Origin of the sequence: Nakamurella multipartita DSM 44233, assembly GCF_000024365.1 — a bacterium.
GTDB classification, from domain to species: domain Bacteria; phylum Actinomycetota; class Actinomycetes; order Mycobacteriales; family Nakamurellaceae; genus Nakamurella; species Nakamurella multipartita.
The window spans coordinates 2,619,354-2,632,398 of sequence record NC_013235.1; the positions used below are offsets into that span (position 1 = coordinate 2,619,354).

A 13,045-nucleotide genomic window follows, 5' to 3' on the forward strand; every position below is an offset into this window, starting at 1 on the left:
TCAGGTCAGCTCGCGACGCCCGGTCGCGGGACCTGCCCTTCGGGAGTCCGTCATGACCATCACCACCACCACCCTGACCCGCGCGTCCGGCCTGTGCGCCGTCGCGGCCGGCCTGCTGTTCATCGGCGTCCAGATCGGCCATCCCGACCTGAACGCCGAGCTGGTCACCACCACCGAATGGACCGTCCGGCAGAGCGTCAAGGTGGCCATGGCCGTGTTGTCGCTGCTCGGCATCACCGGCATGTACCTGCGCCAGGTCCGCCCGGCCGGATTGCTCGGCCTGCTGGGGTACCTGCTGTTCGGTGCCGGTTACCTGATCATGCTCAGCGTCGAGATGATCGGGTTGGTGGTGCTGCCGGCCATCGCGCGGAGCGAACCCGCCTATGTCAACGACATTCTCGCCGTCGCCACCGGCGGTCACGCGGTCGGTGACATCGGCCTGATGCTGCCGCTGAACCTGGCCGCGGCGGCCACCTACCTCGGCGGCGGACTGATCTTCGGCATCGCCCTGTTCCGCGCCGACGTGCTGGCCCGGTGGGCCGCCGCGTTGCTCGCCGTCGGCGCGCTGGCCACCGCCGCGATCCCGCTGCTGCCCCAGCTGAACCAGCGCTTGTTTGCCATCCCCACCGCCGTGGCGCTCATCGGGCTGGGCTACTCGCTCTGGCGCGCCGAGCGCGGCCGCGCTGCCGGAACCGGCTCGAGCACCGAGGCACTGGATCCGGCCGGCGCCCGGTGACCGGATCCGCCGCCGGCTATCTGGTGCGGGTTCAGGCGCATCTGGACCCGCACTGGTCCTGCTGGTTCGGGGACCTGAGCCTGACTCACGAAGCCGATGGCACCACGAGCATCCGCATCGTCGCCGATCAGGCCGCGCTGTTCGGGCTGTTGATGAAGCTGCGCGACCTGGGTGTGGCGTTGCTGTCGGTGCAGCCGATCGGCGAGGGGGACCGGCAGCCTCTAGGCGCAGAAATGCGCTAAGCTGGTGCGGACGACCACGGGAGGCGACGATGACGCGACAACCAGGCTGGGCGGACCGGGCCGCGGGGGTCCTGCTGGGCACCGCGGCCGGCGACGCCCTCGGCGCCGGCTACGAGTTCTCCTACCCCGGTCCGGACCTGCCCATCGGGATGATCGGCGGCGGCCCGTTCGACTGGGCGCCGGGCGAATGGACCGATGACACCGCGATGACCCTGGCCGTGGCCCGGGTGACCGCGACCGGCGCCGACCTGACCAGCACCGCCGGGTTGGACGCGGTCGCCGCCGGGTTCGGGGAATGGTTCGACTCCCACCCCAAGGACATCGGCAATCAGACCCGTCAGGTTCTGGGAGTGCGGGACGGCAACGCCGCCGCGATGACCCGGACGGCCCAGCAGGTCACCGGTCGCAAGGGCGGCAACGGGTCCCTGATGCGCACCGCCGCGGTCGGGCTGGCCTATCTGGACGACGGGCCGGGGTGTGCTCGCGCGGCGCAGATGGTCGGGGCGCTCACTCACGACGACGAGCGCGCCGTGCAGGCCTGCCAGTTGTGGTCGCACGCGATCGGCCAGGCCGTGCGAACCGGCACGTTCAGCGGTGTCCGCGGTTACCTGGACCTGGTCGGGGGACCGGTGGCGGACTTCTGGACGCGGCGGTTGGACGAGGCACAAAGCGCCGACCCGCAGTCGTTTTCGAAGAATGGATGGGTGGTGCATGCGCTGCAGACGGCCTGGTGGGCCATCACCAACGCCGGGGAGCAGGGCAACGCCCGACATCTGGCTGCCGCCCTGGAACTGGCCGTGCGGGCCGGCGGGGACACCGACACGACGGCGGCGATCGCCGGTGCCCTGCTCGGGGCCCGCTGGGGTGCGTCCGCGGTGCCGGCGGCCTGGCGCCGCCTGCTGCACGGCTGGCCCGGGATGAGCGCTCGCGATCTGGTTCGACTCGGCCTGCTCACCGCCCGCGGTGGGCGCGACGACCAGCTGGGCTGGCCGTCCGCGCCGCGGCTGCGCTACGAAGGATGCGACACCGGCCGTGAACCGGTCCGGCACCCGCACGACGACGGGGTCTGGCTCGGTGGCTACGACGCCGCCTTCGGCGGTGATTTCGACGCGGTGGTCAGCCTGTGCCGGATGGGGGCCGAACCGCTGGTCGCCGACCACATCGAGTTCTGGCTGGTCGACGACGGGTGGGCGGCGAACCCGAACCTGTCGTTCGTGCTCAACGACGCGGCGCGCACCATTCGTGAGCTGCGCGCCCGGGGCCGGACGGTGCTGGTGCACAGCGTCGAGGGCCGCAGCCGGACGCCGAGCGTGGCCGCCCGCTACTCCCGGCACCTCGGCGGCGATCCGCGCGACGTGCTGGCGGCCATGCCCTGGGCCGATCCGAACCCGCAGCTCTGGTCGGTGGCATCGGGTCAGGATCGGCGCTACGCCGACTGATCGGCCTCGGCCCGGGCCTTGAGCTGCCGCAGGCCCTTGTCGAAGTCGCCGCCGATCATCTTGTCGAAGTGGAGCACCTTGTTCATCGCCGCCATCACCGCCGAACGCTGCCCGGTCATCCGCCACGTCACCGCCGTGGTCTCGCCCTCCGGCACGAGCACGAAGGTGACGTCGTTGGTGGCCTTGAACGGCTTGAGAAACTCCAGCCGGATCCCGATCTCCCGGTCGGTCGAGTCGGTGATCCGCATGCTGCCGCGGCCCGCCTTGCGGTTGCCGGACCACGCGTAGGTGGCCCCGACGCCCTGGCTCGGGCCGGTGTAGGTGCGCTGCAGGGCCGGGTCGGTGCCCTCCCACGGCGACCAGGCGACCCATTCGTGGAAGTCGTTGATCAACGCGTGCACGACCGGCGCCGGGGCATCGATGGCGGTGCTGCGGGAGAGTTCGAAGTCGGACACCGTCGCGGCTCCTGCGGGATGGTCGGAAATTCGGTGACGATCGTCGAGCCCACCGGCGGACGATCGTCGTAGGGTACGCCTGTGCCGGACGCCCAGCGCCGCGTCGAACCGTTCGCCACGCAGACGAGCGCCGCCCAGCTCGATGATCTGCGGGCTCGATTGCGCGCGACCCGCTGGCCCGATGCGCCCGAACAGGCCGGCTGGTCGCTGGGGGCGGACGTGACCTACCTGCGGGAGTTGATCGACTACTGGGCGGAGGAGTTCGACTGGCCGGCCCAGGAGGCCGCGCTCAACCGGCTGCCGCGGTTCCGGGTCCGGCTCGACGGCTCGCGGATCCATCTCATCCACGCGCGGGCGGCGACGCGGGCGCTGCCGATCATCCTGAGCCACGGCTGGCCGGACTCGTTCTGGCGGTACATCAAGGTGATTCCGCTGCTGGTCGATCCGGCCGCGCACGGGGCCGACCCGGCGGACGCGTTCGACGTCGTGGTGCCGGACATGCCCGGCTTCGGCTACTCCGACCCGCCGCCAGGGGCGCCGATCGACTCGATCGCCGTCGCCGCCCGGTGGGCACGGCTGATGGACGTGCTCGGCTACCACCGGTTCGGGGCTGCGGGTGGCGACATCGGCAGTCACGTGAGTCGCTACCTGGCCCTGGACCACCCCGACCGGGTGGTGGCCGTCCACCGCACCGATGCCGGGGTGCCGGTGTTCTCCGGCGAGCGGGCCGAGCTGACCCCGGCCGAGCGGGCCTGGTTCGACGGCGCCGCCGGCTGGAACGCCGCCGAAGGTGCCTTTGGCGCGATGCACCGCAGCAAACCCCAAACCGCGGCCGTCGGACTGACCGACTCACCCGCCGGCCTGGCCGCCTGGATCGTGGAGAAGCTGCGGTCGTGGAGCGACTGCGACGGCGACCTCGAGCGCAGCTACACCAAGGACGAGATCCTGACCAACCTGTCCATCTACTGGTTCACCGGGACGATCGGTTCCTCCATGCGGATGTATCACGCGAACGCGGCGATCCCGGTCGCCCAGCTCGCCCGCAAAGTGCTCGTGCCATCCGGATTCTCGCTGTTCCCGGCGGATCTGCTGCGGCCTCCGCGGGAGTGGCTGGAACGCACGGCCACCGTGGTTCGGGTGACCGAACCGGTCCGCGGTGGCCATTTCGCCCCGTTCGAGGAGCCCGAGCTGTACGCGCAGGAGCTGCGTGAGTTCTTCCGGCCCTTCCGGTGAGGGCGCTCCGACGGGCGCCCGGTCCTAGAGGGACAGTCGACCGACTCCGCAGGGGTGGCCGGATCGACCAGGAAGGCGGCGCCGGCGATGTCCACGCAGCTGCCGCCGTTGAGCAGAAAGGCGCCGGAACCGGTGCGCCGCACGGTGAGCAGCGGAGCGCTCAGATCCTTGGCCAGCTGAGCGGTCCGGGAGAACGGATAGTAGAGGTCCCCGGCGAATCCGACCACCAGCGTCGGGGTGGGCATGGCAGCGAACGGCTCATTGGTGAATCCGGCCGGGGATGGCCAGGTCGTACAGACCGAATCCAGGCCCCGGGCCGGATCGGTGCTGGCCATGAACGGCGCGGCGGCCGCCACCGCAACCGCCAGCTGATCGGCGGCCTCGCCGGTCGGCTCGGCCGTCCCGTCGATGCACGCGATGCTCTGCGCAGCCAGGAACGGGTATTCCCCGGCCAGCAAACCCCAACTCCGGTCGGCCATGTCATGCAAGGCACCGGGATTGCCGTTGGCGAGCAATTTCAACGCGACCGCCAGCTGGGTGCGGTTCTCGGTGGTCGCGAGTCCGGCCACGGTGCCCTGAATTGCCTCGTCGAACGTCAGGGTCGCGGTCGTGTTGCCCAGCACCGGCATCGGGTGGTCGAGCAGCGGTGTGATGAGCGCACGGTAGGCCGCCTCGGCGGCACCGGGATCGTTGCCCAGCGGGCAGGTTTCACCGGCGGCGCACCACTGGGTGAACTCGTCGAACGCGGCCTGCGAGGCCTGGGCCCAGGCCAGCGTCTCCGCCGCGGAGATGGAGGTGACCCGGGGGCTGTCCAGCACCATCGCCCGGACCCGGTCCGGATGGCCGGTCGCGTACGCCAGGGCAGTGCGCGCCCCATATCCGTAGCCCAGGACGGACAACGTCGGCGCGCCCAACACCGCCCGCAGCACCTCGACGTCCTGAACCGCCTCCCGGCTGCCGGCATGGGCCAGAAACTCGGCGGGATCCAGACCGGACCCGGCGGCCGAATTGCGCAGGCAGGCGGCGGCGAACTCCGCGGTTTCGGCGTCGGCGGCGGCCACCTCGGTGTCGTTGCGGGTCCGGGTGGTGCTCGCTCGGGCGCGGTCGACATCGGCCGCGGACAGGCACTCGATCGCCGGCGCGGACGCACCGACGCCCCGCCGGTCGAAGCTGACCACGTCGAAGCGGTTGCTGAACTCGTCGCCGTTGCCGCTGACGTAGGTCGCCAGGTCCATCCCCAGGCCGTCCTCGGTCGGCAGGACCACCGCGGTGCCGATCCGTTGGTCGGGTCGGGCCGCCGGTGCGCGCAGGACGCCGAGCGTCACCGTGGGGGCTCCCGGGCCGGTGTTCTGGTAGTCGAGCGGAACCGTCAACCGCGCGCACTGCACCCGCGACGAGGCAAACGGCCCCTCCTGGTACTCGGCGACGACGAAGTCCTGGCAACCCGACCAAGCCAGTTGCTGCCCGTAGAACTGGCCCAGGCCCACCGGGGCGTCGGTCCCACCCGCGGACGGCTCCGGAGTCCGGGGAGCGTCTTCCACCAAGCCCGATCGAGGGGCCACTTCCGGTCGTTCGCGAGCGTCGGGAACGACCGGAACTGGCCCCTCGATTCGGCACCGGGAGCCGATGCGGGAGGTCAGGTCGCGGCCGCCGCGCGCAGCGCCCGGTAGAGCAGTCGCTGGTCGCCCAGCCGGCGGCGCAGCTCGCGCTCGAGACCGGCGATGGGGTAGAGGTTTTGCGGTGCCCGGGTGTCCTTGTACGCGGCCGAGGCGAACCGCGGCAGGACGGCCTGGGTGAGGTTGGCCAGTTCTCGCACGCCGCCGGCGGACAGGTCGGGGGAGCATTCGACCCGGACCACGCCGGCCCAGGGGGCGCCGGGGGCGCCGGGCAGCCGCAGGTACCACGAGTGCCGGTCCCAGCCGTTGCCGATGCGGAACACCGGCGTGCGCTCACCGGCCCGCAGCCGGCCGACCATGGCGTGCAGGTCTCGGGTCAGGTACGCGCTGTGGTGGCTCTTGATGTACCCGACGGCCCGGGGCAGGGCGGTCTTGCCGGTCAGCGGTCCGTCCACGACCAGCAGGTCGTCCTCGTCCGGCGCGCCGGCCCGGGCCTGGCGGGCGACCTGCAGTTCGATGCCGGCCAGTTCGTTCTGCAAGGCTCGGGAGAGCACGGCGGCCAACGGCTGCTGCGGGTTCGGCGCGGTGGCGTGCGCCTGGTAGGTCCCGGCCGCGGTCGGCACGTCCTGCGCGTGCGGGGCCACGGTGAACAACCCGCGGCGCGAGATCGGGCCCTCCTGCAGGTGCGCCCGGGTGCCGGTGCAGCAGATCACCCCGGCCGCGTAGGACGCGCAGATCGCCTCGGTCGCCGTGCTCGCCGGGCCGTCCTCGCCGCCGGCCGGATCGGGCTGGTCGTCGATCCAGGCCCGGGCCTCGACCCGGCGCACGCCGTCCACGAACAGCACCCGACTCGGCGCCGGCAGTGGCCCGGTCGGCCCCACCGGGCGCCACCGGTCCCGGGGCAGCTCCACCGACGGGTCGACGTCGGCGGTGGTGTCGGTCAGCTCCTCGTCGATGTCGAATCCGCTGCCGTAGCCGGGATCCCAGCCGTCGACGGCGAATCGCATGCCGGCCGGACCGGTCACGACGCCTCGCGCTCGATGGAAGAGGTGCGCGAATCCCGCCGGACCACGAAACGGACCGGGATGCGGTCGGCCAGGGCTCCGACATGGGTGACTACGCCGACCATCCGATCGCCCTGGGCCAGGTTCTCCAGGGTGCCGGCCACCACCTCCAGGGTGGCATCGTCGAGCGTGCCGAAGCCCTCGTCCAGGAAGATCGAGTCGAGCCGGGCGGCCCCCTCGGCGGCCATCGAGGACAGCTGGGTGGACAGGGCCAGGGCCAACGCCAGGCTGGCCTGGAATGTCTCCCCGCCGGACAGCGTGCGGACGCTGCGGATGCTGTCGGCGTCGGCGTGGTCGACGACCATGAACTCCCCGTCCCGGTGGGTCAGTTCGAACTGCCCGCCGGACAGCTCGCCGAGCCGGCGGGATGCGTCGATCACCAGCGTGTCCAGCGCGGCCGATTCCAGCCATTCCGGGAAGTTGTTGCTGCGCAACAGGGTACCCAGGGTGCTGGCCACCTGGTGGTCCTGCCGGGCCCGGTCCAGCTCGCCCTGGACGGCGGCCGCCTGGGCCCGCCGCTCGGCGATCCGGGCGCGCTCGGCCCGGGCCTGGGCCAGCGCCGCGGCGGCCGCGGCCGGGGCCCGGTCAGCCAGATCCCCGTCCACCTCCAGGCCCCGGGCGGCCAGTTCGCCGGTCAACTGGTCGGCCGCGGCGTCGCGGTGCCGCGTGGCGGCCAGCAGCGCATCCTCGACGTCGGGGGCGGCGGCCGACCCGGCCCGGGCCGCGGCGGTGGCCCAGGCGCTGAGCGCACTCCAACCGGCTAGCACCGATTCCTCGGGCAGATCCGGGGCGCCCAGGCCGATCACCGTGTCGCGGGCCGCCCGCAGGCCGCGCCAGGCCTGACGGACCTGGTCGGTCAACGAGGCGACCGCGGCGGCCGCGGCCGCTCGATCGGCGGCGGCCGACTGCAGGGCCGCGTCGCTGGTCCGGACCGCGGCGGTCAGCTCGTCGATCCGCCGCAGGTCGGCGGTGGCCGCCTCGACCCCGGGGGCACCGGCCACCGCGGCGGCCAGCTCGGCGTGCCGGTCCTGCCAGTGCTGCGCGGTGGCGGCGGCCCGTTCCGCGGCTGCCGTTGCCGCGTTGACGGCTCGTTGGGCTGCGCCGGCCGCGTCGTCGGCCGCGTTGAACTCATCGCGGGCCCGCGCCTGCGCGGTGTGCGCCGTGGCCAGGGCCGCCTGCTGGGCCCGCAGCTGCGTGCGCCGGGCGCCGGCCTGCGCACCCGCCCAGTCGGCCAGGGCGGTCCAGGCGCCGAGCAGGTCGGCCTCGTCGACGCCCGGGGCTCCGAACGCGACCAGTGGATCCCGAGCCGCGCGCAGGGCCCGCCGGGCGGCGGCGGTGTCCGCGTCCAAGGATCGGGCCGCGGCGACGGCCCCGTCGTGCGCGCCCCGGCTCCGCCGCAGGTGGGTGGCCGCCTCCCGGGCGTCGGCCTCCAGCCGGTCGATCTGGGCCAACCCGGCGCGCAACTCCGCCAGGTCGGTCGGCCGTCCCGCCAGCCGCGCGGTCACGGCGGCGAGCTGCTCCTGGGCGGCGGCCAACCGGGTGGCCAGGGCGGTCTCGGCGGTGGCCGCCGCCGACTGGGCGGCCCGGGCCCGGGCCACCGCACGCTCCCGGGCCAGCACGGCCTCGTCGGCGTCGGCCAACTCGGGGGCGTGGGCGGCCGCCGGCACCGTCGCCACCGGCTGGTCGCAGACCGGACAGGCCTGCCCGGCGACCAGTTCCGACCGCAGGGCGGCCGCGCGGTGGGTGATCCGGGCATGTTCCCGGGTGGCGCGTGCCTGCTCGGCCGCCCGCTCGGCCTGGGCCAGCGCGTTGTCGGCGGCCTGCCGGGCCGCCGACGACCGGGTGTGCTCGGCCGTCAAGGGCGCGAGCGCCGCCTGGGCCGTGGCCAGGTCGGTGACCAGGCGCACCGACTCCTCGATCGGACCGCGGGCGGGCGCCTGGGCCAGCAGGTCCTGGGCGCGGACCTCACGGTCCTGCGCCGCGGCCAGCGCTTCGGCCGCGGCGGTCACGGCGGCGGCGGCCGCCGCCGTCCGCCCGGCCAGTTCCACCAGGCCGTCCGGGACGACCACGGCGGTGAGCTGGTCGACCTCGGCGGTGAGCCGGTCGACCTGGTCGCTCAGATCGGCGACCGTGGACCGGGCGACGTCCCGGGCCGAACGGGCCCGTTCGAGCGCGGTCGTGGCCGCGCCGGCATCGGTGATCGCCGCCGTCAGCCGATCGGCGGCCGCCCGGGCCTGAGCCTGCGCCGGCGGCCGCGCCGCTTCGACCGTGGCCAGTTCGGCGTGCTCACGCAGGGCGCGCTCCAGGGGGGCCCGGTCGGGCGCGCCGGCCAGCCGCTCCCGGGCCTGCCGGTCGACCAGCCGGGCGGCCGCCTCGGCCTCGCCGGCGCGAGTGAGGGTGGCCTGGGATGCCTCGTGGGCGGCGTCCAGGTCGGCGATCCCGTGGGGGACGACCAGCCCGGCCAGCAGATCCCGTTCGGCGATGAGCCGATCGCGTTCGCTGCGGGCGGCGTCCAACGCGGTGGCCGCGGTACGCAGCCGCGGCACCTGCTGCTCGACGGCGGCGACCAGGGATTGGAAGTCCGATTCCCGTTGGGCGGCCTGGGTTTCCGCCGCGTCGGTGGCGTCGGCCAGGCCGGCGAGTTGCTCGGTGAGCAGCTCCGCGCGTTGGCCGGCCAGGCTGGCTCGCCCGTTCGCCCGCTGACCGATGTCGGTGTAGAGGCCGGCGCCGAGCAGCTTGAGCAGGATGGTGCGCCGTTCGGCCGGCTTGGCCCGCAGGAAGTCGGCGAATTCACCCTGCGGCAGCACCACGCATTGGCAGAAGTGCTCATACGGCAGTCCGAGCAGCTTTTCCACCGCCGCAGTGACGCCGCTGTCCGTGGCGATGGATTCGGTGGCGTCGTCGATGGTGCCGGTCGCGGTCGGGTCCAGCAGCCGCTCCAGCCGCGCGTTGCGGACGTGCACGCCGGTCCTGGTCCGGCGCAATTCCCGGGCGATGAGATAGCGGGTGTCGCCGACGTCGAACAGCAGCGCGACCTTGCCCTGGTTGGCCGTCGGGGCGAGCCCGTACATGACCATGCTGCGGTGGTTCCACCGCGGCACCGTCCCGTACAGGGCGAAGGTGAGGGCGTCGATCACGGTCGACTTGCCCGAGCCGGTCGCGCCGACCAGCACGAAGAAGTCGGCGTCGGCGAAGTCGACCACCGCCTCGTCGCGGAACGCGGCGAAACCGTTCATCTGCAGCCGGACCGGTCGCATCGACTCACTCCCGTCCGGTGCTGGTCAGCTCGTCGTGCAGGCGCTCGAACAGCGACTGCACCCGCTCGTCGGCGACCCCGCGGGCCGCGCAGAAGTCGCCGAACAGCTCGGCCGGGGACCGGTCCCGGTGATCGGTGCGCGCGGCCTGGTTGGTGATCGAGAGGGCGAACTCGGTGTCGATGCGCACCTCGAGCGCGTTGGGCAGGACGTCGGTGATCTCCTCCCGCAGGCCGGCCCGGGCCGGCTCCCGGATGATCACTCTCAGGAAGTCATCGCCGAATTCCTCGGCCCGGCCGACGATCTCGGCCGCCGTGCCGTGCACGGTGCGCAGCCGCCGGCCCGCGGTGATCGGCAGGTCGGTGATCGTCGCCGGGGTGCTCGGGCTGGCCTGCACCAGGCACACGACCGACGTGTTGTCCTGCTCGCCGAAGTCGACCGCGAACGGGGCGCCGCTGTAGACCACCGGCGCGGGCGCCGGCAGGGTCTGCCGGCGGTGCAGGTGGCCCAGCGCGACGTAGTGCGCATGGGCCGGGAAGGCCACCGCCGGCACGTGATATTCGAAAATCGACTGGGCGGCCCGCTCGCCGCCGCCGAAGGTGCCTCCGACCACGGTCAGGTGGGCCATCATCACGCTGACCGCGTCCGGGGTGAACCCGGCGGCCAGGCTGTCGATCACCTCGCGGACCATCGCGTCGTAGTCGCGGGACATCTCCGACGGCGTGGACGCGACCAGCTGGGCCGCCCGCACCGCGTACCGCTGGGACAGGAACGGCAGCACCGCGACGTTGACCCGCTCGCCGGTGGAGCGGGCGTCGAAGCTGACCACGCCGCCCCGGGCGGCCGGCCGGACGCGCCCCACCAGGGTGATGTCGACCGCGTCCAGCAGGGGCCGGTAGGCATCGAAAGTGGCTGCGCTGTCGTGGTTCCCGGCGATCGCCAGGACCTTGGCGCCGGTGTCGCGCAGAGCCAGCAGGGCCTGCACGACGAGCTGCTGGGCGTCCGCGGTCGGCGCGGACGAGTCGTACAGGTCGCCGGCGATGAGCACGGCGTCGATCTGGTGCTCGCGGGCGTAGCCGACGATCTGCCCGATCACCGCGCGCTGCTCGTCGAGCCGGCTGCGGCCCTTGAGCGTCTTGCCGACATGCCAGTCGGCGGTGTGCAGGAACTTCATCTCGGTCCTCGGCTCGAATCGGCAGGGCTCAGAACGGCGGGGGATCATCCGGGTCGGGCAACCGGCTGAACGCGGGCGCTGCCGGTCGAGTGGCCGGCGCCGGCGGTGGGGTGCCGCACTCGGACTGCCGGGTGGCCCAGGCCGGGAACGGGAACTCGACGGCCAGTGGCACCGGGATCTCCGGTTGCGAGATGAACATCGTCCCCGGTTTGGCCAGGGTGGCCCGGGTGCGTTGGCTGGGCGGCAGGAACCCGTACTCGGGCCGTCCGGCCTCGGCGGCGTCCAGCCGCCCGACCACCCGGATGCTGGAGTTGGACACGATCCGGCGCTCCACCTCGCTGGCCGTCTGCTGGGCGCCGATCAGGATGATGCCCAGGCTGCGGCCCCGCTCGGCGATGTCCAGCAGCACGTCCTTGATCGGGCTGTTGCCCTCCCGGGGGGCGTACTTGTTGAGCTCGTCGATCATCGTGAACAGCAGGCTGCCCGGTCCGGCGGCCTCCTTGCGGGCGGTCTCGGCGGCCAGCACCACGCCGACCACGAACCGCTGGGCCCGCTCCCGCAGGTTGTGCAGGTCGACCACGGTCACCTGATGGTTGATCGTGGAGATGGACCGGTGCCCGGTGTCCGGCAGATCGGCCCGGATCAGCGTGCGCAGCGGGGCCAGCGAGGAATTGAGCCGCCGGATGAAGGCGTTGATGGTGCCCGCCCCGGTGACCGGACCGGCCCATTCGGCGCGGGTGTCGTCGTCGGTGAGCCGGGCCACGATCAGCTCGACCAGTTCGTGATACGTCCGGCAGACGGTCATGCCGATCTTGACCGCGCCGTCCTGACCGATCGGTTCGGCCTCCCGCCGCAGCCGGGCGGCGACCTGGTGGATCACCATCGTGTACTGGTGCCGCTCGTCCTCGGCGTCGGTGAAGACGAACGGCAGCAGCTCACCGGCGCAGAACTCCTGCAGGGTCCACCAGAACGCCTCCACGCCGCTGGTCCGGCCGGTCACGTGCGGGCTGCCGGTCGGATCGTCCGGGGTCGGCGGGCAGTAGAACCCGGCCGAGGCGAACGGCTCGGCCGGCAGACCCACCCGGGCGTACTTGTCGCGCAGGTCGTCGTCCAGCCGGCGGTTGGCGTAGTCCAGGAACAGCAGGTCCTCGCCCTTGACCGAGAACACCAGGGCCTTGGTGTTGGTCGCGCGTGCCTCCAGCACCCCGGAGCGGAACAGCGAATGCAGCAGGAACAGGGCGTAACTGGTCTTGGTCGCCACCCCGGAGATGCCGCTGATGGAGATGTGCGCGCCCCGGCTGCCGTCCAGGAAATCCAGGTTGACGTAGACCGGCGAGCCCTCGCGGGCCGTACCGACCGGCAGTTTCCGCTCCATCTGATCGAAATACAGTGCCTGGTCACGGTTCTCGCCGACCGCACGGAACACCGGCGATCCGGGCAGCGGCGGCACGTAGCACTCGGGTTCGACCCGGGTGGTGGTGATCTCGGCGGTCTCCTGGATGCGCGCGGGCAGCACCCCGTCACTGATCAGGAACACGTCCGAGCCGAAGCTGGCGCCCTCGTGCCGGGCCTGGACCTGGGTGACCACCCCGGCCAGCAGCACGTCGCCGACGCCGGGAACCTCGCGCCGGGTGGTGACCACGTCGTCGAGCTGGAGGTAGTCGTCCTCGTTCAGGGCGACATGCCACTGCAGCGGGGTCGCGTCCTCGATGCCCAGGACCCGACCGATGGAGACGCTGCCGTCGGTGGCCATGGGACGGTGGGTGGGCCCAGCGGAGGCTGACCCGGGTTCGGACACGACCTCTCCTTCACGGTTCGGCGGCCGGGGGACC

General features: G+C 72.9%; 9 protein-coding genes and 1 pseudogene. 4 read left to right on the plus strand and 6 right to left on the minus strand.

Features of this window, described 5'->3' with window-relative positions; all coding sequences use genetic code 11:
- Positions 1-52 precede the first annotated feature (52 nt).
- From NAMU_RS11825 to NAMU_RS11835, 3 genes are read left to right on the plus strand one after another with little or no spacing between them, the layout of a single operon-like run.
- Positions 53-736 (plus strand): hypothetical protein, encoded by a 684-nt coding sequence (locus NAMU_RS11825; RefSeq protein ID WP_015747641.1) that lies wholly within the window; start codon positions 53-55, stop codon positions 734-736.
- Entirely contained in the window at positions 733-978 is a 246-nt protein-coding gene (locus NAMU_RS11830) for a hypothetical protein (protein ID WP_015747642.1), read from the plus strand. The genes NAMU_RS11825 and NAMU_RS11830 overlap by 4 nt, the downstream gene beginning before the upstream one ends.
- Positions 979-1,007: 29 nt before the next feature.
- Positions 1,008-2,417: an ADP-ribosylglycohydrolase family protein gene (locus NAMU_RS11835; RefSeq protein ID WP_015747643.1), complete on the plus strand. Its 1,410-nt coding sequence runs from the start codon at positions 1,008-1,010 to the stop codon at positions 2,415-2,417.
- Here the strand turns inward: NAMU_RS11835 and NAMU_RS11840 are convergent.
- Positions 2,405-2,872 (minus strand): SRPBCC family protein, encoded by a 468-nt coding sequence (locus NAMU_RS11840; protein WP_015747644.1) that lies wholly within the window; start codon positions 2,870-2,872, stop codon positions 2,405-2,407. The genes NAMU_RS11835 and NAMU_RS11840 overlap by 13 nt on opposite strands.
- Before the next feature lie 81 nt (positions 2,873-2,953).
- Here NAMU_RS11840 and NAMU_RS30955 point away from each other — a divergent pair, with 81 nt between their 5' ends.
- On the plus strand, positions 2,954-4,105 hold the full coding sequence (locus tag NAMU_RS30955; protein WP_015747645.1) for an epoxide hydrolase family protein: 1,152 nt from the start codon (positions 2,954-2,956) through the stop codon (positions 4,103-4,105).
- A 44-nt stretch (positions 4,106-4,149) separates the two neighbouring features.
- On the opposite strand, the pseudogene NAMU_RS30960 reads toward NAMU_RS30955, so the two are convergent.
- The 5 genes and pseudogenes from NAMU_RS30960 to NAMU_RS11870 all read right to left on the minus strand — a co-directional run.
- Positions 4,150-5,340, minus strand: a pseudogene (locus NAMU_RS30960) (alpha/beta fold hydrolase); the annotation flags it as partial.
- 401 nt (positions 5,341-5,741) lie between these two features.
- Positions 5,742-6,746 carry a DNA double-strand break repair nuclease NurA gene (locus tag NAMU_RS11855; RefSeq protein WP_015747646.1) on the minus strand — a complete coding sequence of 335 codons (1,005 nt, stop codon included), beginning with the start codon at positions 6,744-6,746 and terminating at the stop codon, positions 5,742-5,744.
- Positions 6,743-10,042 (minus strand): AAA family ATPase, encoded by a 3,300-nt coding sequence (locus tag NAMU_RS11860; RefSeq protein ID WP_015747647.1) that lies wholly within the window; start codon positions 10,040-10,042, stop codon positions 6,743-6,745. The genes NAMU_RS11855 and NAMU_RS11860 overlap by 4 nt, the downstream gene beginning before the upstream one ends.
- Positions 10,043-10,046: 4 nt before the next feature.
- Positions 10,047-11,213: an exonuclease SbcCD subunit D gene (locus NAMU_RS11865; RefSeq protein ID WP_015747648.1), complete on the minus strand. Its 1,167-nt coding sequence runs from the start codon at positions 11,211-11,213 to the stop codon at positions 10,047-10,049.
- Positions 11,214-11,241: 28 nt separating this feature from the next.
- A complete protein-coding gene (locus tag NAMU_RS11870) occupies positions 11,242-12,966 on the minus strand; it encodes an ATP-binding protein (RefSeq protein WP_041368789.1) in 1,725 nt (574 codons plus the stop codon).
- Positions 12,967-13,045: the final 79 nt, after the last annotated feature.